The organism is Flavobacterium plantiphilum, from assembly GCF_046000495.1.
GTDB lineage: Bacteria > Bacteroidota > Bacteroidia > Flavobacteriales > Flavobacteriaceae > Flavobacterium > Flavobacterium plantiphilum.
In genome coordinates this window covers 163253-185921 of sequence record NZ_JBELQA010000007.1, presented here as the reverse complement: position 1 = coordinate 185921, position 22669 = coordinate 163253, and the positions used below count along the sequence as shown (strand labels likewise).

18 protein-coding genes, 1 tRNA gene and 1 pseudogene are annotated in these 22669 nt (G+C 32.7%); 11 read left to right on the top strand and 9 right to left on the bottom strand.

What is annotated here, in order from left to right:
* Window positions 1-15 precede the first annotated feature (15 nt).
* Window positions 16-753, bottom strand: a complete 738-nt coding sequence (locus ABS764_RS13290; protein ID WP_408082290.1) for a Dph6-related ATP pyrophosphatase — start codon at window positions 751-753, stop codon at window positions 16-18.
* A gap of 99 nt (window positions 754-852) precedes the next feature.
* Here ABS764_RS13290 and ABS764_RS13285 point away from each other — a divergent pair, with 99 nt between their 5' ends.
* Window positions 853-2922 carry a M1 family metallopeptidase gene (locus ABS764_RS13285; protein WP_408082289.1) on the top strand — a complete coding sequence of 690 codons (2070 nt, stop codon included), beginning with the start codon at window positions 853-855 and terminating at the stop codon, window positions 2920-2922.
* A complete protein-coding gene (locus tag ABS764_RS13280) occupies window positions 2919-3845 on the top strand; it encodes a patatin-like phospholipase family protein (protein ID WP_408082288.1) in 927 nt (308 codons plus the stop codon). Before ABS764_RS13285 ends, ABS764_RS13280 begins: the two co-directional genes overlap by 4 nt.
* A 2-nt stretch (window positions 3846-3847) precedes the next feature.
* Here ABS764_RS13280 and ABS764_RS13275 read toward each other — a convergent pair whose 3' ends face one another.
* The gene (locus ABS764_RS13275; RefSeq protein ID WP_408082287.1) at window positions 3848-4369 is read right to left on the bottom strand and encodes a DUF7935 family protein; all 522 of its coding nucleotides are present in this window, start codon (window positions 4367-4369) and stop codon (window positions 3848-3850) included.
* Window positions 4370-4628: 259 nt separating this feature from the next.
* On the opposite strand from ABS764_RS13275, the gene ABS764_RS13270 reads away from it, so the two are divergent.
* The 3 genes and pseudogenes from ABS764_RS13270 (at window position 4629) to ABS764_RS13260 (ending at window position 8191) form a co-directional block, all read left to right on the top strand.
* A complete protein-coding gene (locus ABS764_RS13270; RefSeq protein ID WP_408082286.1) occupies window positions 4629-6962 on the top strand; it encodes an ATP-dependent helicase in 2334 nt (777 codons plus the stop codon).
* Between the two features lie 88 nt (window positions 6963-7050).
* Window positions 7051-7338: pseudogene (locus ABS764_RS13265) on the top strand (GIY-YIG nuclease family protein).
* A gap of 232 nt (window positions 7339-7570) precedes the next feature.
* On the top strand, window positions 7571-8191 hold the full coding sequence (locus ABS764_RS13260) for an L-threonylcarbamoyladenylate synthase (protein WP_408082285.1): 621 nt from the start codon (window positions 7571-7573) through the stop codon (window positions 8189-8191).
* 106 nt (window positions 8192-8297) lie between these two features.
* Here the strand turns inward: ABS764_RS13260 and ABS764_RS13255 are convergent, their stop codons facing one another.
* The 3 genes from ABS764_RS13255 to ABS764_RS13245 form a co-directional block, all read right to left on the bottom strand.
* Window positions 8298-9128 carry an OmpA/MotB family protein gene (locus ABS764_RS13255; protein WP_408082284.1) on the bottom strand — a complete coding sequence of 277 codons (831 nt, stop codon included), beginning with the start codon at window positions 9126-9128 and terminating at the stop codon, window positions 8298-8300.
* Window positions 9129-9204: 76 nt separating this feature from the next.
* Window positions 9205-10194 (bottom strand): glycosyltransferase family 2 protein, encoded by a 990-nt coding sequence (locus ABS764_RS13250; protein WP_408082283.1) that lies wholly within the window; start codon window positions 10192-10194, stop codon window positions 9205-9207.
* Between the two features lie 15 nt (window positions 10195-10209).
* On the bottom strand, window positions 10210-10653 hold the full coding sequence (locus ABS764_RS13245) for a type I restriction enzyme HsdR N-terminal domain-containing protein (protein WP_408082282.1): 444 nt from the start codon (window positions 10651-10653) through the stop codon (window positions 10210-10212).
* A gap of 78 nt (window positions 10654-10731) precedes the next feature.
* On the opposite strand from ABS764_RS13245, the gene holA reads away from it, so the two are divergent.
* The 5 genes from holA (at window position 10732) to ettA (ending at window position 17372) form a co-directional block, all read left to right on the top strand.
* Entirely contained in the window at window positions 10732-11736 is a 1005-nt protein-coding gene (holA, locus tag ABS764_RS13240; RefSeq protein WP_408082281.1) for a DNA polymerase III subunit delta, read from the top strand.
* Between the two features lie 55 nt (window positions 11737-11791).
* Window positions 11792-11974 (top strand): CAL67264 family membrane protein, encoded by a 183-nt coding sequence (locus tag ABS764_RS13235; protein WP_408082280.1) that lies wholly within the window; start codon window positions 11792-11794, stop codon window positions 11972-11974.
* Window positions 11975-12212: 238 nt separating this feature from the next.
* Window positions 12213-13688, top strand: coding sequence for a PhoX family protein (locus ABS764_RS13230; RefSeq protein WP_408082279.1), 1476 nt, complete (start codon window positions 12213-12215; stop codon window positions 13686-13688).
* 70 nt (window positions 13689-13758) lie between these two features.
* Window positions 13759-15576 (top strand): cytochrome-c peroxidase, encoded by a 1818-nt coding sequence (locus ABS764_RS13225; RefSeq protein ID WP_408082278.1) that lies wholly within the window; start codon window positions 13759-13761, stop codon window positions 15574-15576.
* A 101-nt stretch (window positions 15577-15677) separates the two neighbouring features.
* On the top strand, window positions 15678-17372 hold the full coding sequence (ettA, locus tag ABS764_RS13220) for an energy-dependent translational throttle protein EttA (protein ID WP_408082277.1): 1695 nt from the start codon (window positions 15678-15680) through the stop codon (window positions 17370-17372).
* 73 nt (window positions 17373-17445) lie between these two features.
* Here ettA and ABS764_RS13215 read toward each other — a convergent pair whose 3' ends face one another.
* Window positions 17446-19236, bottom strand: coding sequence for an ABC transporter ATP-binding protein (locus tag ABS764_RS13215; RefSeq protein ID WP_408082276.1), 1791 nt, complete (start codon window positions 19234-19236; stop codon window positions 17446-17448).
* A gap of 197 nt (window positions 19237-19433) precedes the next feature.
* Between ABS764_RS13215 and ABS764_RS13210 the strand changes: the two genes are divergently transcribed.
* A tRNA-Val gene (locus ABS764_RS13210) sits at window positions 19434-19511 on the top strand.
* A gap of 222 nt (window positions 19512-19733) precedes the next feature.
* Here the strand turns inward: ABS764_RS13210 and ABS764_RS13205 are convergent.
* The 3 genes from ABS764_RS13205 to ABS764_RS13195 form a co-directional block, all read right to left on the bottom strand.
* On the bottom strand, window positions 19734-20627 hold the full coding sequence (locus ABS764_RS13205; RefSeq protein WP_408082275.1) for a helix-turn-helix domain-containing protein: 894 nt from the start codon (window positions 20625-20627) through the stop codon (window positions 19734-19736).
* Window positions 20628-20963: 336 nt separating this feature from the next.
* On the bottom strand, window positions 20964-21788 hold the full coding sequence (locus tag ABS764_RS13200; RefSeq protein WP_408082274.1) for a universal stress protein: 825 nt from the start codon (window positions 21786-21788) through the stop codon (window positions 20964-20966).
* 232 nt (window positions 21789-22020) lie between these two features.
* Window positions 22021-22602, bottom strand: a complete 582-nt coding sequence (locus ABS764_RS13195; RefSeq protein ID WP_408082273.1) for a TetR/AcrR family transcriptional regulator — start codon at window positions 22600-22602, stop codon at window positions 22021-22023.
* Window positions 22603-22669: the final 67 nt, after the last annotated feature.

Sequence of the window (22669 nt, the reverse complement as noted above, 5' to 3'; positions counted from 1 at the left end):
TTGGATTTTTTGTTTTTATGAATGTTTCGAAATTAAATCACAATACCAAAATCCATAATCATAAGCGGAAGTATCACTAGTATCACAAGCATTATTTGAGGATTCTTGTTTGGGTTTCTCGTACTTTCGATACACAATTTCGCCAATTTCATAATCGATAGGTTTGTTGAAAATGGGACCATCAAAAGTAAAAGTATGAAATTCTCCGTTTTCGCCACATGCATCTACATTTTCTGGTAAATCATCAAGAAATTGCTGGTCAATTATTCTGCCCACAAAACTTTTATCCAGATAACGTTCGTTAACACAAACTACAATAGTTTTAAATCCTAACGAAATGAACTCATGGATTAATTCTTTTGTTGGGATTTTCCAAATAGGAAAAACGCCTTCAAAACCCATAGTTGCTAATTTTTCTTCACGGTATTTTCGTAAATCTTCCAGAAAAATATCTCCAAAGATGGAATACGTAATACCTTTATTTTTTAGTTTTTCTAATGTTTCCTGCATAACTTTTTCATACACTTCCATAGTAGGCATTTCGGGAATTTGCATGATTTTTAAAGGTATTCCTATGCTTTTAGCCTGTTGTTCTAGTAATTCGACTCTGACACCATGCATCGAAATACGTTGAAATTGCTGGTTTACGCTCGTTAGCAGAAAATTGATTTCAAATTCAGGATTCTGGAGGATTTTGTACAGTGCTAAAGCAGAATCTTTACCGCTGCTCCAGTTAAAAATAGCTTTTTTCAATGTAATTTTATTATAATTTTAAGAAGTAAACTTACTAAATACTTCTTTTAGTTTAGCAAACCTTTGTAACTTTGAATTTCTGGTTTTAATCCCCTTTAAATGAAATACTTCTTTCTTTTTATTTCTTCTTTTATTTTTGCACAGCAAACAAAGTATGTAGATTTCACATCTGTCTCAGCTCAACTCAATATAAATGCAGCCGAAAAATCAATTTCGGGAACAGTTAATTACTCATTTCAGGTTTTAGAACCTACAGATACTTTAAAAATTGATGCTCAAAACATGCAGTTTTCCGGTGTGGAACTGAATAAAAAAAATATTCAGTATGTAAATTCAGGAGAACAACTTTTAATTGTTTATCCTTTTCAAAAAGGAAAAAATCAAATTAGTTTTGAATATAAAGCAATTCCTAAGCAGGCTTTGTATTTTATAGATTCAGAAAGAGCGGAAGAACAGCAAATATGGACGCAAGGTCAGGGAAAATATACCAGTAACTGGTTTCCAAGTTTTGATGATGTAAATGAAAAAGTAATTTTTAATCTTAAAATCGAATTTGATTCAGGATTTCAGGTAATTTCAAATGGAATTTTAAAACAGAAGACGGTTTTTGATCAGACGACTCTCTGGGAATATGAAATGCAAAAACCAATGAGTTCCTATTTATTAATGCTTGCCATTGGAAAATTTGAAAAACAACATCAGTTATCTAAAAGTAAAATTCCACTCGAATGGTATTTAGAAAATAGAGATTCTTTACGATTTGAACCTACTTATCGTTATTCAGCACGGATATTTAATTTTTTAGAGAAAGAAATTGGCGTCAAATATCCCTGGCAGATTTACAAACAAGTTCCTGTACGGGATTTTTTATATGCCGGAATGGAAAATACTTCTGCAACCTTGTTCGCTACCCGTTATGTGGTAGATTCAACCGGTTTTTTAGATCGAAATTATACCAATGTAGATGCTCATGAGCTGGCCCATCAATGGTTTGGTGATTTGATTACAGCAGCCAGTGGCAAACATCATTGGTTGCAGGAAGGTTTTGCAACTTATTATGCTTTGTTAGCCGAAAAAGATATTTACGGAGAGGATTATTTTTATTCTAAAATGTATGAATCCATTCAGCAAATAAAATATGCTTCCAGAACCGACACTATTCCTGTTTTAAATGAAAAAGCCAGTTCATTAAGCTATTATCAAAAAGGAGCCTGGGCGTTGTTTGTCCTGCATCAGGAAGTAGGAGACAAAGCGTTTAAGAAAATCATTAAAAACTATCTGAAAAAGTATGCTTTTAAAAATGTTACTACAGAAGACTTTTTTAATGAGGTAGAAAAAATAAGTCATTTTGATACCGCCTCTTTTTCTAAAGAATGGCTGGAATCAACTATTATTAATAGCCCTTATGTCAATAAGTTATTGATCAAAAATAAAATAACTAAAATACTGTTAGAATTAGATAAGATTAAATCAAAACCTCTGACAGAAAAAACAGGTTTTTTTAAATTAATTCTTATGTCAGATGCGCATTATTCGGCAAAAGTAATGGTTGTTAACCAACTTAGAAATGAAACTTTTGAAGCTAAAAAAACTTTTTTAGAATTGGCAATGGATACTGATGATATGGAGGTTAGACAAGCTGTTGCTTATTCTTTACCTAAAATCCCCGAGGAATTCCGAACTTCATACGAGAGTCTTTTGGATGATACCTCTTATCAGACCCAGGAAGTTGCATTACTTTATTTGTGGAGAAATTTTCCGGAAAAGCGTTTGGAATATTTAGAAAAATCAAAAAAATGGATTGGTTTTAACGATTATAATCTGAGAACTTTATGGTTGTCTTTAGCCTTAATGACACCAGATTATTTGAGCCATAAAACTATTTTAATTGATGAATTGGTCAGTTATTCTTCGGATAAATATGAATCAACGACCAGACAAAATGCATTAGATAAATTAATAGGTTTTAAAATTATTAATGAGACTGTTTTAATTAATTTAGTCAAAGCTACTACGCACCATATGTGGCAATTTTCTAAATTTGGACGGGATACTATCCGGACATTGTTAAAAAACCAGGTTTACAGAAATTCTTTTATTCAGATAAAAACTAATTTGAACGAAAATGAACAGTTTCAACTGAACCGATTATTAAATGAAAAAATATGAGAGCATTGGTTATCTCCGGAGGAGGGAGTAAAGGAGCATTTGCGGGCGGCGTAGCTCAGTTTTTATTAGAAAATAAAAAGATAAAATACGATTTATTTATCGGGACTTCTACCGGAAGTTTATTGATACCGCATCTGGCTCTGGGAAATATTGAAAAAATTCATCGGATTTATACCAATGTCGATATGAGTAAAATTTTCAATATCAACCCGTTTATAGTAAAGAAAAAGAAGGGCGTTGATGTGGTCAGTATTAATCATTTTAATGTATTATTACAGTTTTTTAAAGGTAAAAGAACCTTTGGCGAAAGCAAAAAACTACGCTCTTATATAAAAAAAAATCTGCCTATTGAAGAGTTTAATCTGTTGAAAGCACTGGAAACTGATATTGTAGTTACGGTTACTAATCTGACAAATAATCAGGCCGAATATAAATCGATTAAGAACTGTACATATGATGAATTTTGCGACTGGATCTGGATTTCCAGTAATTATATACCTTTTATGAGCATCGTGAATATAAAAGGTTGTGATTATGCTGATGGCGGATTCTCCAGTTTAGTACCTATTCAGGAGGCTATTAATCGCGGAGCTACTGAAATTGATGTTGTTGTTCTGGAAACAGAAAAGTCTACTCCAAGAGTGGCTATTGGTAAAAACCCTTTTTCTTTATTAATTGATTTGTTCCAGATAGAATTAGACCAGATAGAAAAACATGATATTTTATTGGGTACTCTGTCAGCTACGCACAATAATGTTAAACTTAATATGTATTATACACCAATTGCGCTGACCAATAATGCTTTGATTTTTAATAAAGTAAAAATGACACAATGGTGGGAGCAGGGTTTTCAATATGCACAGAAAAAAAGTGAAGCTATGGAAACTGTTAAATCCTTATTAACCGATGAAAAATCGGCATAAGTTTACCATAATTCAGCTACTTCATTTTTAATAAAAGCTAATGCTGTTGCACCAGGAGAAGTTTTTTCTAATAATTCGGTTATTACAAAAGTTCTTAACTCATCGGCATTAGTAACTTTTTCGCTTTTTGCAGCCAGACGAATCATTTGTACAATTGCGTTTTTAGCAGTTACAATAATGGTCCAGCATTTATCAGACACATAAATTTGCTGTGCGATATTGTGTTCAAATTCCTGCTCGATATGGGCGATGATATAATTTTCATATTCATTTTTATCGTTAGAAACAGGATTAATCCTGGCAAGAATGTGTGATGGCTGAATGCGTTCCATTAACAGTGTTAATCTTTCGTATGCCTGTAAGCGTAAAGGCAACGCTATTTTTTGATTGTCTTTTTGAATTAACCACTGTCTGGTGTTTTGCTGGTCTTTAAAATGCGAGTTAAATAAATAATAAGCCACTGCTCCGGTAATTACAGAAGGAATAGTATAAGCAAGTATTTCGATGATTTTTATAGAATCCATTTGTGTAAAATTTTAAAACAAAAATATACTTTTAGAATTATTAAGCAAAGATTCCCTAATAAAACACAAAGGCTTAGAAAAGAAAAAATAATTTTTTGTGTTTTTGTGTAAAAAAAACAGCATAAATCTTTTATAGTAAACTTAAAAAGTGTGTTTCTATTTGTTGATATTTATGTAAAGAATCAATATGTTACTCTTTTTAAATCGGAGTCTGTAATTAATTCTTAAATACTTATTTTTGCATAAACAGTGAAAAAAAATGCAACAATATATTTCCCAACTAAACGAAGCGCAACGCGAGCCTGTATTGCAAAAAGACGGACCAATGATTATTATTGCCGGAGCAGGTTCTGGAAAAACCCGAGTTTTAACGATAAGAATTGCTTATCTGATGTATCAGGGAGTAGATGCTTTTAATATTTTGTCCCTTACTTTTACTAATAAAGCCGCTCGCGAAATGAAAAATCGTATCGCAGATATTGTAGGTGCCAGCGAAGCTAAAAATTTGTGGATGGGAACTTTTCACTCCATTTTTGCCCGTATTTTACGCTCCGAAGCTGATAAACTAGGGTATCCTTCTAATTTTACTATTTATGATTCTCAGGATTCGCTTCGTGCTATTTCTGGAATTATAAAAGAAATGCAGCTGGACAGAGATGTTTATAAACCCAAACAGATTTTAAGCCGGATTTCGACCTTTAAGAATAGCCTGATTACTGTAAAAGCTTATTTTAATGATCCTGATTTACAGGAAGCAGATGCCATGGCTAAAAAACCCAGAATGGGCGAAATTTATCAAAATTATGTAGATCGATGTTTCAAATCGGGAGCTATGGATTTTGATGATTTGTTGCTGAAAACCAATGAATTATTGACTCGTTTTCCGGAAGTATTGGCTAAATATCAAAATCGTTTCCGTTATATTTTAGTGGATGAGTATCAGGATACCAATCATTCTCAGTATTTGATTGTACGTGCATTATCGGATAAATTTCAAAATATTTGTGTGGTAGGTGATGATGCACAGAGTATTTATGCCTTTCGTGGAGCCAACATCAATAATATCCTGAATTTCCAAAAAGATTATCAGGGCGTAAAAACTTTCCGATTAGAGCAAAATTACCGTTCATCACGTAATATCGTAGAAGCGGCGAACACTATTATTGATAAAAATAAAACCAAACTGGATAAAGTGGTCTGGACCGCTAATGAGTTTGGACCAAAGATAAAGGTACACCGCAGTCTGACCGATGCCGAAGAAGGACGCTTTGTGGCCAGTACTATTTTTGAACAAAAAATGCAAAACCAAATGACCAATGGTCAATTTGCAATTTTGTACCGAACTAATGCACAATCCCGTGCTATGGAAGACGCTTTACGTAAGCGTGATATACCATATCGCATTTATGGCGGATTATCTTTTTACCAAAGAAAAGAAATTAAAGATGTTTTGTGTTATTTGAGATTAGTCATCAATCCAAAAGATGAAGAAGCTTTAGTACGTGTCATTAATTATCCGGCTCGCGGAATTGGAGACACAACAGTTGAAAAATTAACTGTTGCTGCGAATCATTATAAAAGATCAATATTTGAAATCATGCAAAATATAGATCGTATTGATTTAAAGCTAAACTCAGGAACCAGACAGAAACTGCAGGATTTTGTCACAATGATACAGAGTTTTCAGGTAATCAATGAAAATCAGGATGCTTTTTATTTAACGGATCATGTTTCTAAAAAAACCGGATTGGTTCAGGAATTAAAAAAAGATGCTACACCGGAAGGTATGGCAAGAATTCAGAATATTGAAGAGTTATTAAACGGTATTAAAGATTTTACCGAAGGTCAAAAAGAAATTGACGGTGCGCGTGGTTCTTTGGCTGAATTCATGGAAGATGTGGCTTTGGCAACTGATTTGGATAAAGATACGAGTGATGAAGACCGTGTGGCTTTAATGACTATTCATTTGGCTAAAGGTCTGGAATTTCCTCATGTTTTTGTGGTAGGAATGGAGGAAGATTTATTTCCATCAGCAATGAGTATGAGTACGCGTTCTGAGCTGGAAGAAGAGCGTCGATTGTTTTATGTGGCATTGACAAGAGCTGAACATCAGGCTTATTTAACCTATGCACAATCACGTTATCGTTGGGGGAAACTCACTGATAGCGAACCTTCCCGTTTCATTGAAGAGATTGATGGTCAGTATTTAGAATATTTAACACCGGCCGAAACTAATTATCGCTTTAAGCCGATGATTGACAAAGATATCTTTGGAGATGTTGACAAATCTAAATTACGATTAGCTAAGCCTTCTAACGGGACGCCTCCAAAATACATTACCGATAATCAACCTAAACCAGAAGCTCAAATCAGAAAATTAAAACCGGTTTCCAGGAATGCACCGGCTGGTACTGCTAATTTATTTGATAACACATTGACAGCAGGAAATATCGTCATGCACGAACGTTTTGGACGTGGACAAGTGTTGAATTTAGAAGGAGTTGGAGCGGATAAAAAAGCGGAGATTAAATTTGAAGTAGGCGGAATCAAGAAATTATTATTGCGTTTTGCGAAGTTGGATGTTATTGGGTAATGTACGTGTGTTTAAGTATTTTATTTAAAAAGTGCGAAACTTTTTTTAATTAAAATATATCGAGAACTATAATCTAATTCCTTAAATAATGAAACAGTCTTACGTTTATATTTTAAAATGTTCTGATAATTCATATTATACAGGAGTTACAAGTAATTAAACCCAAAGGCTTTTTCAACATGAAACAGGTTTTTATCCCGATTGTTATACTGTAAACAAAAGACCAGTTGAATTAGTTTATTATTGTGAATTTACAGATGTCAATTTTGCAATTGATATAGAGAAAAAAATTAAAAAATGGTCAAGAGCTAAAAAAGAAGCATTGATTAATGAAGAATATGATAAACTTCCTAATTTAGCAAAGAAAAAGTTTTAGATAACTTAAATTAAAAAATACTTCTCGATACAATTTTTAAAAGTAAGGCTGTCGCATTACTATTAAAAATCACTCGAAGTGACGGGTGTAGTAAGTAACATTGAATAAGTACTCGTCAGTTCGAGTGGTTTTTAAAGCTAGATAAATGTCGATTAAAGTAAAAGTGTAATGCTTTAAAAATTGTATCGAGAACCATTATAATTATTTTTGAAAATTAAATTAAAAACAAAAAATGGCACAATTTATAAAAATATATGAAGACAAACCTTCTGAAGCAGCGATTGCCAAAGTGGTTAAAGTTTTGAAAGAAGGTGGTTTAGTAATTTACCCAACTGATACTGTTTATGGCTTGGGTTGTGATATAACCAATTCCAGAGCCTTGGAACGCATTGCAAAAATTAAAGGAGTAAAGCTTGATAAAGCAAAGTTTTCATTCATTTGTCATGACTTGAGTAATCTTTCAGATTATGTCAAGCAAATTGACACGTCAACTTTTAAAATTCTTAAAAGAGCTTTACCCGGACCTTATACTTTTATTTTACCGGGAAACAACAATTTGCCTAAAGAGTTCAAAAAGAAGACTACTGTTGGTATTCGTGTACCTGAAAACAATATTACTTTAGAAATTGTAAAACAGCTTGGGAATCCAATTGTAACAACCTCTATTCGTGATGAAGATGATGTGATAGAATACACCACTGATCCGGAACTAATTTTCGAAAAATGGCAGAATCTGGTGGATGTGGTAATTGACGGAGGTTATGGTGACAATGTGGCATCAACTATTATTGATTTATCCGGTCATGAACCTGAAGTAATTCGTGAAGGAAAAGGAGATATTGATATTTTGTAATATTGGATTTGATATTCCCATTTTGACAGATTAAAGCATAAAAAAAACGTCCCGAATCGATAGCTATCTCGACGGGACGTTTTTTTATGATGAAATCTAAAACAGATTATTTTTGTTTTTTCATTTCTTTTTCAACCATATCATAGAATTGGTCAATTTTAGGTAAAACAAGAATACGTGTTCTTCTGTTTTTAGCTCTGTTTTCAGCAGAATTATTATCCACTAAAGGAACATAAGAACTTCTACCTGCAGCGATTAATTGCTCTGGTTTAACTCCTAATTCGTTTGTTAACACACGGATGATAGAAGTAGAACGTTTCACACTTAAATCCCAGTTGTCTAACAAGATTCCGTTTCCAATGTAAGGAACATTATCGGTATGACCTTCAACCATACATTCAAAATCAGGTTTGTCATTTACTACTTTAGCAACTTTAGCTAAAACACTTTTAGCTCTGTCACTTACATTATAACTACCTGTTTTAAACAACATTTTATCAGAAATAGAGATGTATACCACTCCTTTTTCAACATTGATTTCGATGTCCGGATCGTTCAATCCCACTACGCTTTTTAAACTGGTAACCACAGCAAGAGTAACACTGTCTTTCTTGTTTAAAGCATCCTGCATTCTGGAGATTTTCAAGTCTTTTTCTTTGATAGATTCTAAAGCTTTTTCGATGTTTTCTGCACCTTTAGCTGTTAAAATAGTCATATCTTTAGAAGTAGCCATTAAGGTTTGATTGTGTTCTTTTAAACCTTCAACTCTGGCTGTTAGTCCGGCTTTTTCTTCCAGACAGGAATTTAATTTTACAGTTGCAGTATTTAATAAATCCTGAGTTTCTTTATTTCTTGCTTCTAAATCTGCGTATTTCTTTTTAGATACACAAGATGTTAAAAGAGCGAGTACCGAAAGGGCGATAACAACTTTTTTCATAAATTTAAATTAGTTTTTGAGTTTTTACAAATTTAGTTTTTAATATCTAGAAATTAAATATAAATTAATGTTAATTTTATTTCGCAAAGACCTTGCCATTTTTAATATAATAAATAATAACGATACTTTTAACATTATAGTATTTTTTTGATTGAAAAAAATCTCTTTTTTTGTAAGTTTTTGAAAATAAACCATAAAAAACAAAATGAGCTTTCAAAATAGCAAAACAATGACTGAATTTTCCCTGTAAAATAAAATGAAGTCCGGCAACCCCATCCAGAATCATACGGACAAATAAAACAGAATATAAATTTTCCTTTGGTAGGTTTTTAACCAGCATTAATAATGAATTCCTGAAATTCAAAAATGTTTTTTGTGGATTTCCCTGTTTCAAAGTCGCACCACCTACATGATAAACCACTGATTCCGGATTGAATCTGATAGTATATCCTTTGTTTCTGGCGCGCCAGCATAAATCAATTTCTTCCTGATGTGCAAAAAAATCAGCATCAAATCCCTTTAATTCATGATAAACATTGCTTCTGATAAAAAAGCACGCGCCGGAAGCCCAGGTAATTTCTCGGGCATCATTGTATTGTCCATTGTCTTTTTCAATAGTTTCAAAAATGCGACCGCGGCAATAAGGGTACCCGTATTTATCAATAAAACCTCCGGCAGCCCCGGCGTATTCAAAATGATCCTTATTTTTATAATCCAAAATTTTTGGTTGGATTATAGCGGTGTTGGGTTCGTTTTCAAAAGTTTCTAAAATAGGTTTTAACCAATTTTCAGTCACTTCTATATCCGAATTGACTAAAGCATAAATTTCAGCATCAATGTGTTGTAAAGCTTCATTATAGCCCTGTGCAAATCCAAAATTTCCAGCATTCTGAATAATATTTACAATGGGGAAATTAGTTTTTACATAGGATACAGAAGTATCCGTAGAAGCATTATCCGCAACATATATAGTAGCTTCAGGAGAATATTTGATTACAAAAGGTAAAAAATGTTCTAATAACTGAACCCCATTCCAATTCAGGATTACAACTGCTGTTTTTTTCAAAATCTTGTTATTTAGTTATTTATAATCGGGAATTGCGGTTAAAAACTGATATTTTTCATTCTGATAATCCATTTGACAGAAATAATGATTCAATCCATTGCTAACCATTAAAAAATTAGATTTCATGGTCATATTATAACGGGCAATCTGGTCAAAAGTTCCCTGTGTAATTTTTACTTCAGGCGCTTTGCATTCCACTAAAACTTCAATTGAACCATCTGAGTTAAAAACTACAACATCATATCTTTTTCTCAACCCGTTTACCAGCAGCACTTTTTCTACATTAATTAAAGATTTTGGATATTTTTTTTCTTCTGATAAAAAGCGTACAACATGCTGACGAACCCATTCTTCAGGTGTGAGAATGATGAACTTTTTTCTGATTTCATCAAAAATAGCCATTTTATTTTCGCTATTTTTGAAACGAAATGAATAAGAAGGAAAATTGAGTTTTTGCATCTGGCAAAAATAGAAAATATGTTTAAAGATAGTAGATTTCAAATCTGAAATCTGTTTTCTAAAATCTGAAATCTAAAAATGGACGAAGTCATAAAAATTGTTAACGATATTAAAGCAGGAAATATTAAACCTATTTATTTTTTAATGGGGGAAGAACCTTATTATATTGATAAACTTTCGGACTACATTGAAGAAAATGTTTTGTCGGAGGATGAAAAAGGTTTTAATCAGACGGTGATGTACGGAAGAGATGTCTCCGTAGATGACATTGTTTCCACTGCTAAACGATATCCTATGATGGCTGAGCGTCAGGTTGTAATTGTAAAAGAAGCTCAGGATTTGACAAAGACTATTGACAGACTGGAAAGTTATGCCGAAAATCCAATGCTTTCTACAGTTTTAGTGTTTTGTTATAAATACAAGACTCTGGATAAGAGAAAGAAAGTAACGAAGATGCTTGCTAAATCCGGAGTCGTTTATGAAAGTAAAAAGCTATATGAAAATCAGGTTGGCGATTGGATCAAACGTGTTTTATCCGGAAAAAAGTATGCCATTGAGCCTAAAGCAGCCGCCATGTTAGTTGAGTTTTTAGGTACTGATTTAAGTAAAATAAATAATGAACTGGAAAAATTACAGATTATTTTACCCAAAGGAAGTACTATTACGGCTAAAGATATTGAAGAAAATATAGGCTTCAGTAAGGATTTTAATGTTTTTGAATTACGAAAAGCTATTGGGGAACGAAATCAGCTGAAAGCTTATACGATTGCTGAAAATTTTGCTAATAATCCAAAGGATAATCCGATGGTTGTTACTACAAGTTTAGTTTTCGGTTTCTTTGTTCAGTTATTAAAATACCACGGACTAAAAGATAAAAATCCTAAGAACGTAGCTTCTGTTTTAGGAGTAAATCCTTTTTTTCTGAAAGAATATGATTTGGCAATACGAAATTATCCGATGCGAAAAGTAAGTCAGATTGTAGCTTCTTTAAGAGAAATCGATGTTAAAAGTAAAGGAGTAGGAGCTAATGCTTTATCTAATGGTGATTTATTAAAAGAAATGCTTTACCATATTTTTAATTAGCTGCTAAATTTAACGATATTTGTGTTTCTGAAAATGTTTAATAAATACCACAATAATGGGAATGAATAAAAACACCATCTTAGGATGGGCTACTTTTATAATGATTGTAATGGGACTCATATTAATAGGTCTGGGAATATTTAAATACCGTGATATATCCGGAATCGGATTTGCAGCCGTAGGAATCGGTTTTTTTTCTATTGCCTGGGTGTTTAGCGCTCTTAAAGGGAGAGTATAGCTTATCCTTAGTTATTAAATTTAAACGGCGGTTATTTTTGAAAGTAACTGTCGTTTTTTTATGCGATTCATTTAGAACAAGGTTATTATTTATATTGATTCCAATCATTAACCCGAAGTTAACATTTTGATGCATCTGTTATAAAACGTTAACATATTGGTTATTATTTAAACAAAATAAGTTAACCGTTAAAAGTTTTTTAGGGCATAGTTTTGACAAAAATAAAAATAGAAAAACTATGAAATTTAACTACCTAAAAAAAGCCGGAGTATTATCGATACTAAGCTTAGCAGCAATCAGCTGTCAAAATGATGATGATTCTAAAAGTCCTAATGCTACAATTGATTTTAACAATACTTCAAAAGAACCTGCATTAGTTGTTGCTAAGGAAGGTTTTGAAAATTTGAAAATTACTGCAATGATAAGTAGTACGGATGTATTATCGCAGTCACCTAATTTTGTTTACGGAGCGCAGCCTGATGGTGCCGGATTTATGAAGGATCCTAATGGTGATGGATATATGATGATTACTAATCATGAAATTTTACAATCCGTTTCCAGAGTTTATTTTGATAAAACACTTAAACCTGTAAAAGGGGAATATATAGTTGACGGAATTGGAGGAATGACCAGATTGTGTTCAGCTACATTAGCTACTCCGGCTATTCACGGATTTGGTCCTATGTTTTTGACAGCAGGAGAAAGTGGTGAAGAAAGTATGGTTCACGGAATAAATCCATTTGGTTTAAGTAGTGAAAAAAGCAGAAAAGACAGAGTTTTGCCTGCTCTTGGAAAAGCAAGTATGGAAAATGCAGTTCCTTTAACTAAGGATGCTTTTCCGGGTAAAACAGTTATTTTAATTGGAGAAGATCAATCTTACGGAACTTCTCATGCCAGTGCTGGTCAGGTTATTATGTATGTAAGTAACACAGTTGGTGATTTAAATAATGGAAAATTATATGCTTTAAAGAGAAATGATGGCAATCAGGTAGAGACTTCAATGAATATCGGAAGTTCATTTGATGTTTCATTTGTAGAAATTCCAAATGCTAAGAATCTTACAGGTGCGCAAATTAATACTACAGTAAATAGTTTAGGTGCTATTCGTTTTTCAAGAGTAGAAGATGTTGATTACAGAAAAGGTTCTGCTAAAAATAACCGTGAAATCTATTTTACTGCTACAGGTCAGGCGAGCAATAATAATCCGGTTGATGGATATACGATGTGGGGAAGAGTTTATAAATTAAATTTAGATGATAAAAATCCATTAATTGGTAAACTGGAATTAGTAGTTGAAGGTGATTCTGCCGCCGGTACAGGAATTATCAATCCTGATAACCTTTGTGTTACTGAAAACTATGTGTACATTCAGGAAGATGGAGATTCTTATTATACTGCTGCTAAACACGATTCATATATCTGGCAATACAACATTGCTACAAAAGCTAATAAACCATGGCTGACAATGAATCACAAGCGTGAGGATGCTACCTGGAATACAACTTACAACCAGACAGGTGTAATGAAATTTGGTAGCTGGGAATATGGGGCAATGGAAGATATTTCAGATGTGATAGGGGTGCCAAATACTTTTATTGTAAATGTTCATCCTCATACCTGGCAGAAAGAAGCTTTCAAATATGCTGATGGAAGTAAAGTGAATTCTAATATGGAAGGTGGTCAAACCGTGATAATAAGAAACGTTCAAAAATAATTTTTGATATTAACATATAAAAAAACAGCCCTTTTACAGGGTTGTTTTTTGCTTTTTATTTACCTTAAAAATGAAATTGTTTAAAAATAATTGTACCGGAAAAATAATCCTTGCTCTTAATTTAGCACTTGTAATGCTGTTCTCCGGCTGCGAAAAGAAATACGTTGAGATCACTGCGCAACAGGAATTAATTTCAGATATTGAAAAATTAAATCAGGAAGTTGCCGATTTTGAAAAAACAGTAGAAAAAAGCAACGATCCCAAAAAGATACAACAAGCTTTTAACAAAACGCGGTTATCTTATAAAAAAATAGAATGGGCAGTTGAATATTTTACACCAAATCCAGCCCGTTTTGTAAACGGACCCGCTCTGGATGAACTGGAAGTTGCCGAAAATACCTTTATTCCACCCAATGGTTTTCAGGTAATTGAAGAAATGATTTTTCCGGATTATCCTCTTGAAAATAAAGCCGATTTAATTCGTACCATTAAAATATTAAATGGAAATTTTAAGCAAATCCAGCAGCATTTAAGCGCAATTACAATTTCTGATTCCCATATTTTAGATGCTTCAAAAATGGAAATCAACCGCATTCTGGCATTAGGAATTACAGGATTTGATTCTCCTATAGCTTTTCAGTCTATTCCGGAAGCGGGAAGCAGTCTGAGTTCGGTAGGGAATTTAATTTCGAAAATGAATTTTGAAAGTACCGAATCTGTTCAGTGTGAAAAAGAAATAAAAAATCTAATTCATCAGGCAATAAATTATTGTAAAGAAAATGCTGATTTTAAAACATTTGACAGAGCTTATTTTATTAAAAACTATCTGAATCCAATTAGCAAAAAGTTAGTAGCTTTTCAAAAAATTAATAAGATAAAAGGTGTCAATAGGAATAATGTTGTGAACCCAAAAGCCACAACTATTTTTGACAAAGAAGCTTTTGATGTAAACGCTTTTATTCCTTCAGAAGAATATGTGTACACAAAAGAAAAAGCTGAATTAGGGAAACAATTATTTTATGAAAATGCTTTATCAGATGATAAAACCAGAAGCTGTTCATCTTGTCATAATCCCGAAAAAGCATTTACGGATGGTTTAAAAACGAACCAGTCATTAACCGGAAGTAATTTGAGCAGAAATACGCCAACATTAACTTACGCTTCATTGCAAAATGCCCAGTTTTGGGATATGCGCCAACTGGATTTGGAAAAACAAAGTTTAGATGTAATCCAGAATAAAGATGAAATGCACGGAAATGTGGCTAATGCCATTGAGATATTGACTAAAGATGCAGCATACCAAAAACGGTTTAAAAAAGCGTTTCCAAAATCTGAAAAAATTAAGGAATGGCAGGTTCAGAATGCTTTAGCGAGTTATATCCGTTCTCTAAATGCTTTTGACAGTAGATTTGATAATTATATGCGTGGTGATTCAGATGATTTTACCGCCGAAGAAAAATTAGGATTTAATCTTTTTGCCGGAAAAGCAAAATGTGCTACTTGTCATTTTATTCCTTTGTTTAACGGAACTGTTCCACCAAATTATCAAAAAACAGAGCAGGAAGTAATTGGAACACCAGCTGATAAAAGCGGGAAAAAAATCAGTCCTGATTTAGGAAGATACATACAATACCAAATGCCTCAGTTGAAAAATGCTTTCAAGACACCATCATTAAGAAATGTTGCTGTAACGGCACCCTATATGCACAATGGAGTTTTTACAACTTTAGAAGAAGTAGTTGATTTTTATAATAAAGGAGGAGGTGTTGGTCTTGGAATTGCTGTTGAAAATCAAACTTTACCCGCTGATCCATTGGAATTAAACGAAAAAGAAATTAAAGCTTTAATTGCTTTTATGAAAACCCTGACTGATGAGGCTTATCAATAATTGCTACTGTAAAAAATAAATTGGAATGTCAGCGAACTTATTTATTGTTTCTTTAATAATGTTATATTTGTATTCTTTAAAAAAATTAAATTTATAATATTATGTCAGACGATAAAAAGGTAATTTTCTCAATGCAAAAATTGAGCAAAACCTATCAGGGAGCAGATAAACCTGTTCTTAAAAATATCTATTTAAGTTTCTTTTACGGAGCTAAAATTGGTATTCTGGGTTTAAATGGTTCAGGAAAATCTTCTCTTTTAAAAATTATAGCAGGTGTTGATAAAAACTATCAGGGAGATGTGGTTTTTCAACCGGGATACACTGTTGGGTATTTAGAGCAGGAACCTGAATTAGATGATTCTAAAACGGTTTTGGAAATTGTTCAGGAAGGTGCTGCTGAAACGATGGCTGTTTTAGCAGAATACAATCAAATTAACGATTTGTTCGGTCTTGAAGAAAACTATTCTGATCCGGATAAAATGGACAAGTTGATGGATCGTCAGGCTGCTTTGCAAGACAAAATTGATGCGCTTGGAGCTTGGGAAATTGATACTAAATTAGAGATTGCAATGGATGCTTTGCGTACTCCGGATGGTGATACACCAATTAAAAACCTTTCAGGAGGTGAGCGTCGTCGTGTTGCTTTGTGCCGTTTATTGTTACAACAACCGGATGTATTGTTATTAGATGAGCCTACCAACCACCTTGACGCAGAGTCGGTACTTTGGTTAGAGCAGCATTTAGCACAATATTCAGGAACTGTAATTGCAGTAACACACGATAGGTATTTCTTAGATAATGTAGCGGGATGGATTTTAGAGTTAGACAGAGGAGAAGGTATTCCGTGGAAAGGGAATTATTCTTCTTGGTTAGACCAAAAATCGAATAGAATGGCGTTAGAAGAAAAAGTGGCTTCTAAACGCAGAAAGAACTTAGAAAGAGAGTTGGATTGGGTACGCCAGGGGGCTAAAGGCCGACAAACCAAACAAAAAGCACGTTTGCAAAACTATGATAAGTTATTGAACGAAGACCAAAAGCAACTGGATGAAAAATTAGAAATTTACATTCCAAACGGACCTCGTTTAGGGACTAATGTTATCGAGGCTAAGAATGTTGCCAAAGGATTTGGCGATAAATTATTATATGATAACTTGAACTTCACATTACCTCAGGCTGGAATTGTTGGTATTATTGGACCAAACGGTGCCGGTAAATCTACTATTTTCAGAATGATTATGGGAGAACAGGAAACTGACAGTGGAGAGTTTTCTGTGGGTGAAACGGTAAAAATTGCATATGTAGATCAATCTCATTCTAATATTGATCCGAATAAATCCATTTGGGAAAATTTCTGTGACGGACAGGAATTAATTATGATGGGTGGTCGTCAGGTAAATTCCCGTGCTTATTTAAGCCGTTTTAATTTTGGCGGAAGCGATCAGAATAAAAAAGTATCCACACTTTCCGGAGGAGAACGTAACCGTTTACACCTGGCAATGACTTTGAAAGAAGAAGGAAACGTATTGCTTCTGGATGAGCCTACAAATGATTTGGACGTAAATACGCTTCGTGCATTAGAAGAAGGTTTAGAAAATTTTGCAGGTTGTGCAGTGGTTATTTCTCACGACAGATGGTTTTTGGATCGTATTTGTACGCACATTTTAGCTTTTGAAGGAAACTCTGAAGTTTATTTTTTCGAAGGAAGTTTTTCTGAATATGAAGAAAATAAAAAGAAACGTCTTGGTGGAGATTTAACGCCAAAACGAATCAAATACAGAAAATTAATCAGAGGTTAATTTCTTCTGATAAAGATAAAAAAGAAGGGATAATTTTATTTAAATCATCCCTTCTTTTATACTCATTATGTTTTTATGAATTACTAAACTGCAGATTGCTCAGGTTTTTATAAATTCCGTTTTCAAGACCAATTAATTCTAAATGAGTTCCTTGTTCGCTAATTATCCCGTTATCAATTACTAATATCTGATCAGCGGATCGAATAGTTGATAAGCGGTGCGCAATAATGATACTGGTTCTTCCTTCCATTAAAATTTCAAGTGCTTCCTGAACTAATTTTTCACTTTCACTGTCTAATGATGAAGTAGCTTCATCCAGAATCAAAATACTTGGATTTTTAAGTAAAGCACGGGCAATGGCGATGCGCTGTCTCTGACCACCGGAAAGTTTAATCCCTCTTTCGCCTACAATAGTCTCCATTTTTTCCGGAAAACTTTCAATAAAATTGTAGGCATTCGCTTGTTTGGCAGCAGCCAGAATTTCTTCATCGGTTGCATTTGGTTTACCATAAGCAATATTCTCTTTGATGGTTCCTCCAAATAAAATTACATCCTGAGGAACGATACTCATATTACCGCGTAAATCTTCTAAATCATAATCGTAGATATTTTTACCATCAATTAAAATTGATCCGCTGTCTATATCATAAAAGCGTAATAATAATGATGCAATTGTCGATTTTCCCGCACCACTTGGACCTACTACAGCGATTTTTTGTCCAAAACCAGCGGAGAAATTTACGTCTTTTAATACCGGAATTTCTTTTCTTGAAGGATAACTAAAAGCGACATTTTTAAAATCTACTGTTCCTTTAAGCTTAGGAGACGTCGTTTCGTGTACTTCCGTATTAATTTTTTCAGGAGTTTCGTCCAGTAATTCAAATACACGTTCTGTAGCACCTACCGCTTTTTGGATTTGAGCATACATTTCGGCAATTCCACCAAAGGAAGCACCAATAAAAGTAGTATATAATACAAATGAAATTAAATCACCTACTCCTTCGACTTCACCTTTAATGGTTAATGTTATTCCGTACCAAACAACGACTACCACACAACCAAAAAGGCACAGAATAATAAATGAAGCAAAATACCCTCTGTACTGACCGCCTTTAATCGCAATAGCTACAATTTCTTTAATTTTATTTTTATAGCGTTGTAATTCGTACCATTCATTTGCAAAAGCTTTTACATTACTAATTCCCTGTAGTGTTTCCTCAACGATTACCTGACTTTCAGCAACCTTGTCCTGTGTCATTTTTCCGTATTTTCGAATGAATCTGCCAAAAATAACTGCTGCTACGGCAACAACAGGAACAATGCATAACATCATAAGAGTCAATTTTGGACTGATACTTCCTAAAATTACAAATCCGCCAATGATTAAGATAAATTGTCTAAGGAATTCGGCTATAGTTGTGGTAAGTGTATCTTGCAATTGCGAAATATCGGCACTAATGCGGCTGTTTAATTCCCCTACACGTTTTTGAGAGAAAAAAGACATGGGCAGCTTAATCAAATTTTCGTATAACGCAAAACGGATATTAGATAAGGTGTTTTCGGTAAAATTCACAAAAAGCGAAATTCTGAAAAAAGAAAAGATAGCCTGTAGCATTAAGATTCCCATTAACGCCATGGCTATTTCATTGGCTTTGCCTAAATCTTTATTGGTAACACAATCTACTAACATTCCCATCAATTTAGGAAAGGCGAGGGCTGTTGCGCTGGTTAGTAATAAAAAAACTAATCCTATAAAAAATTTAAATTTATGATTTTTGGAATATTTGAATATTCTTAAGGCTTTTTGGAGAGAGCTGGTTGTTAATTTTGCTTTGGGTAAATCATTTTCTTTGAAACGAGCCATAGTATTGAATTTGTTTCCACAAATGTAATACTATCAAAGGGTATTACAAAAAAATAGTAAATCATTAAAATGTTGTAAGTGAGTCGCTAAGAAATTAATGTTGATTTTTTATTAATTTATTTTAAAAAAACACTTGCAAATATAAAATCTAGCTGTATATTTGCACTCGCAATCAGCAATGATAGCACAATGAAATAGGGCGATTAGCTCAGCTGGTTCAGAGCACCTCGTTTACACCGAGGGGGTCGGGGGTTCGAACCCCTCATCGCCCACCATAATTTTACAAACCTCTAAAGTCATTGATTTTAGAGGTTTTTTTTGGTTCGATGTAATTCAACTAAACTAATTTAGGACGGGGTTCAAAAGTTGGGGGTTAACCAAAAAAAAGATAATCTGAATAGAAAAAATCAATTTTTATGACTCCTCTAAACTGACTTCTAAAAGCTTTTATTAAACACGTCAATAGCGCTTTTCTTTAAAAATATTCACTAAATATATCAAAAGAAATCATTTTTCTTATATTCTGAAGGAGTTTGTCCTGTATGTTTTTTGAAAAATTTACTGAATACAGACTGATCAGAAAAGTTTAATTCCGATGCGGCATCACTAACTGAGGTATGGTAGTTACGCAATAAAATTTTGGCTTCTGTAATCAATACCTGATTGATAATTTCCCTACTTGTTTTAAACATAGTTTTTTTTATCATTTTGCTTAAATACTTTCTTGTTACAAAAAGACTGTCCGCATAAAACTGTACATCATGATGTTCCTTATAGTTTTCACGAAGTAGCAGGAAAAATTTTGTTGCAAGGTCTTCACCTCTTGGCGAAGTAGGCTGTACTGTTTCAATGCTCTTAAAATAATTGTCTAATTCATAAATAAGGAGGGAAAAGAAATGCCATATCAATTCATTGGAGTAGTAGTTATCTTTTGTGGTATCATTAAGAGACTGCAATTCAGTAAGATAAAATTTTATTCTTTTGAAAAGATCTGCGTTCCCACTGATAATCGAAATAGGATTGTTTGAAAAACTTTTTAGAATGTCATTTGATCTGTAATTAAATCCTGCTTTAGATATAAAGTCGGTGGTGAACACAATATATTTTGCCTTATAATCATCTGAAATACGATCAGTTGTGAAGGTTCCTGAGTTCGGACAAAAGAGGATATCATTGGCCGTAATTTTTGATTGATAATCATTTATAGTATATTCACAAATTCCCTTTTCCAGTATAATTAAGGAGAAAAAATCTGCTCTGTGCGGTATGCTCAATTTTATATTGTAATTACTTTTATTAATATCGTTTACCACATATTCTTTCGTAATTAAATCGGTTTTAACCTGACTTATTAGTTCTTCCAGTGTCAGATTATAAATTTGTTTTACCATGTTGAGCAGAAAAAATTAAGTAATTTTAATATTAAATAAGGGTTCAATAAAAATGCTATTCATCAAAATACAAAATTAAAATAAAGCGACAAATAAACTAATCTTGGTAACTAATCAAACCTTTTTTATTAATATAATTTTTAAGCCAGCTAATATATTTTAGATTGGAAATTATTAAAGCTTGGCTTATAATCAACATTGGGTTAAACTACTGATGCATTCATAATTGTGAAGTATGTATAAAAACTGAAAAAAGTGGATTAAATCTAATTTGGATAATCCACTTTTAATTTTAAGTTCTATTATTTAAAATTTGTTTTTCTATGCAGGTAAGGATTAATTAGGAAGAGATAAAAGTGGTATTTCTAGTCCCGTAGCCATAGTTCTTGTTTTACTGATGTGTAAAAGTGAATCCCAAAAACCATATTTCTGAGGAACCATTACTAAAAGATCAGCTTTATAATTTTTGATTTCTAACTTAATTTCATTGACAACGTCACTTGATTTAATCTTTTTGTAAAGATGTTTAATATCTGTAAGATTTGGATCAATTGTAGAGTCGGCATTGTTTTGCTGAAGAAGTAATTTTTCGACTTTATGTTCAACACTAAAAAATTCTATTTCTGACTTTAGTTTCAAAACTATTTTTGTAAACCATCTAAATCTTTTAACTGTTGACAAACTCGTATCGTCTAATGCAAAAAGTATTTTTTTAACTTGAGAAAAATGTGCTGCTTCCGGAACAGCCAGTACCGGAATATTAATGTTTTTAATTACAGATGTTGTTGAATTACCCATTAAATCTTGCTCTAAAGACTTATCTGCCATACCCATTACAACAAGTTCTATTTTTCTGTTTTCAATTAACTTGTTGAGTTCCTCTTCCAAAGGCGAGTAAATACAATAAATTTCTATTTCAATAGAAAATGTAGTAGAAAGCTCTGTCGCTAAGATTTTAAGTTTCCACAAGGATCTATTTAGTTCCTGATCTAGTCCGGCGCTGGAAACTCTTGAATTCGAACTATGAATAGAAAGTGAAAAGGAATGAAAGAGTAGAAGTTTTGATCCGGTTACTTCTGCTAATGCTGCCGCATAGAAAACGGCATTTTTTGCAATATCAGAAAAATTTGTGGCGGCAATTATTGTTGATTTTGAGCTCATGACTTAACTATTTACGTTATAAAGTTTAGATTAAATTAATTTTTTAAAGTATATTATTTATTATGTCTACAGGCCTGCAGAAAGTCAAATGAATACTGGTTTATTTGATTTTCAATCCGGCTGTTAAGGTGATTTTACTAAAGTTTAAGTTTGAAGTGAACATTGCAAAATCCATAAGAGACTAGTATATGCGACAGCTTTCACTTCCGTTTTTTATTTCTTTAAAGAAGATTTATAATTTTTCTTTTCTCGATGTGTCTATGATTCCATGAAGGAATAACATATTGGTACAGTTCAAAATTTCACGTTTGTCCGAAAATTCTTTTCTAGTATTTTCTATGATAGTATCAATTTGAAGCATATAAAGATCAACTAACAATTTAGGCTTTAAGGTTTCCCAATAAAAACCATCTTGTATACCACGAACTATATTTAGTAACAAAAAAGGCGTAAATTTATCTTTTTTCGATTTTATAACGATCTGATATACTTTAGGATAATATTCTATAATATCATTAATAAACACTGATGTAAAAACAGAAATATTATTTTGTATAAAATTAAAAAAAATTAAAAGTTCATCGGGAGGATTGTTGTATTCACTAGCAAGGTTTTCGATATATTTTTCGACTTTAGTTAATTCAATTGTTGTTATTTTTTTTACAATATCTTCTTTATCAATGAAATACTGATAAAATGTTTTTTTAGAAATTCCACATTTTTTACTAATTAAGTCTATAGAAGTTTTTTTAATTCCATTGTTTGGAAATAGCAATAAAGCAGTTTTCATGATTTCTTGCTGTGTATCTTTCATTATTTTAAGTGATAATCATTTTTTGTACTTCATTATATATTTTCCCGGTCTCATGTATTTTAAAGAT

Coding starts and splice junctions, on each gene's coding strand:
- ABS764_RS13255 (WP_408082284.1), bottom strand. CDS start 9,128: ATGAAAAAAGTTGTTATCGCCCTTTCGGTACTCGCTCTTTTAACATCT.
- ABS764_RS13195 (WP_408082273.1), bottom strand. CDS start 22,602: ATGAAAGATACACAGCAAGAAATCATGAAAACTGCTTTATTGCTATTT.
- ABS764_RS13200 (WP_408082274.1), bottom strand. CDS start 21,788: ATGAGCTCAAAATCAACAATAATTGCCGCCACAAATTTTTCTGATATT.
- ABS764_RS13260 (WP_408082285.1), top strand. CDS start 7,571: ATGGCACAATTTATAAAAATATATGAAGACAAACCTTCTGAAGCAGCG.
- ABS764_RS13280 (WP_408082288.1), top strand. CDS start 2,919: ATGAGAGCATTGGTTATCTCCGGAGGAGGGAGTAAAGGAGCATTTGCG.
- ABS764_RS13205 (WP_408082275.1), bottom strand. CDS start 20,627: ATGGTAAAACAAATTTATAATCTGACACTGGAAGAACTAATAAGTCAG.
- ABS764_RS13275 (WP_408082287.1), bottom strand. CDS start 4,369: ATGGATTCTATAAAAATCATCGAAATACTTGCTTATACTATTCCTTCT.
- ABS764_RS13245 (WP_408082282.1), bottom strand. CDS start 10,653: ATGCAAAAACTCAATTTTCCTTCTTATTCATTTCGTTTCAAAAATAGC.
- ettA (WP_408082277.1), top strand. CDS start 15,678: ATGTCAGACGATAAAAAGGTAATTTTCTCAATGCAAAAATTGAGCAAA.
- ABS764_RS13285 (WP_408082289.1), top strand. CDS start 853: ATGAAATACTTCTTTCTTTTTATTTCTTCTTTTATTTTTGCACAGCAA.
- ABS764_RS13230 (WP_408082279.1), top strand. CDS start 12,213: ATGAAATTTAACTACCTAAAAAAAGCCGGAGTATTATCGATACTAAGC.
- holA (WP_408082281.1), top strand. CDS start 10,732: ATGGACGAAGTCATAAAAATTGTTAACGATATTAAAGCAGGAAATATT.
- ABS764_RS13215 (WP_408082276.1), bottom strand. CDS start 19,236: ATGGCTCGTTTCAAAGAAAATGATTTACCCAAAGCAAAATTAACAACC.
- ABS764_RS13235 (WP_408082280.1), top strand. CDS start 11,792: ATGGGAATGAATAAAAACACCATCTTAGGATGGGCTACTTTTATAATG.
- ABS764_RS13270 (WP_408082286.1), top strand. CDS start 4,629: ATGCAACAATATATTTCCCAACTAAACGAAGCGCAACGCGAGCCTGTA.
- ABS764_RS13225 (WP_408082278.1), top strand. CDS start 13,759: ATGAAATTGTTTAAAAATAATTGTACCGGAAAAATAATCCTTGCTCTT.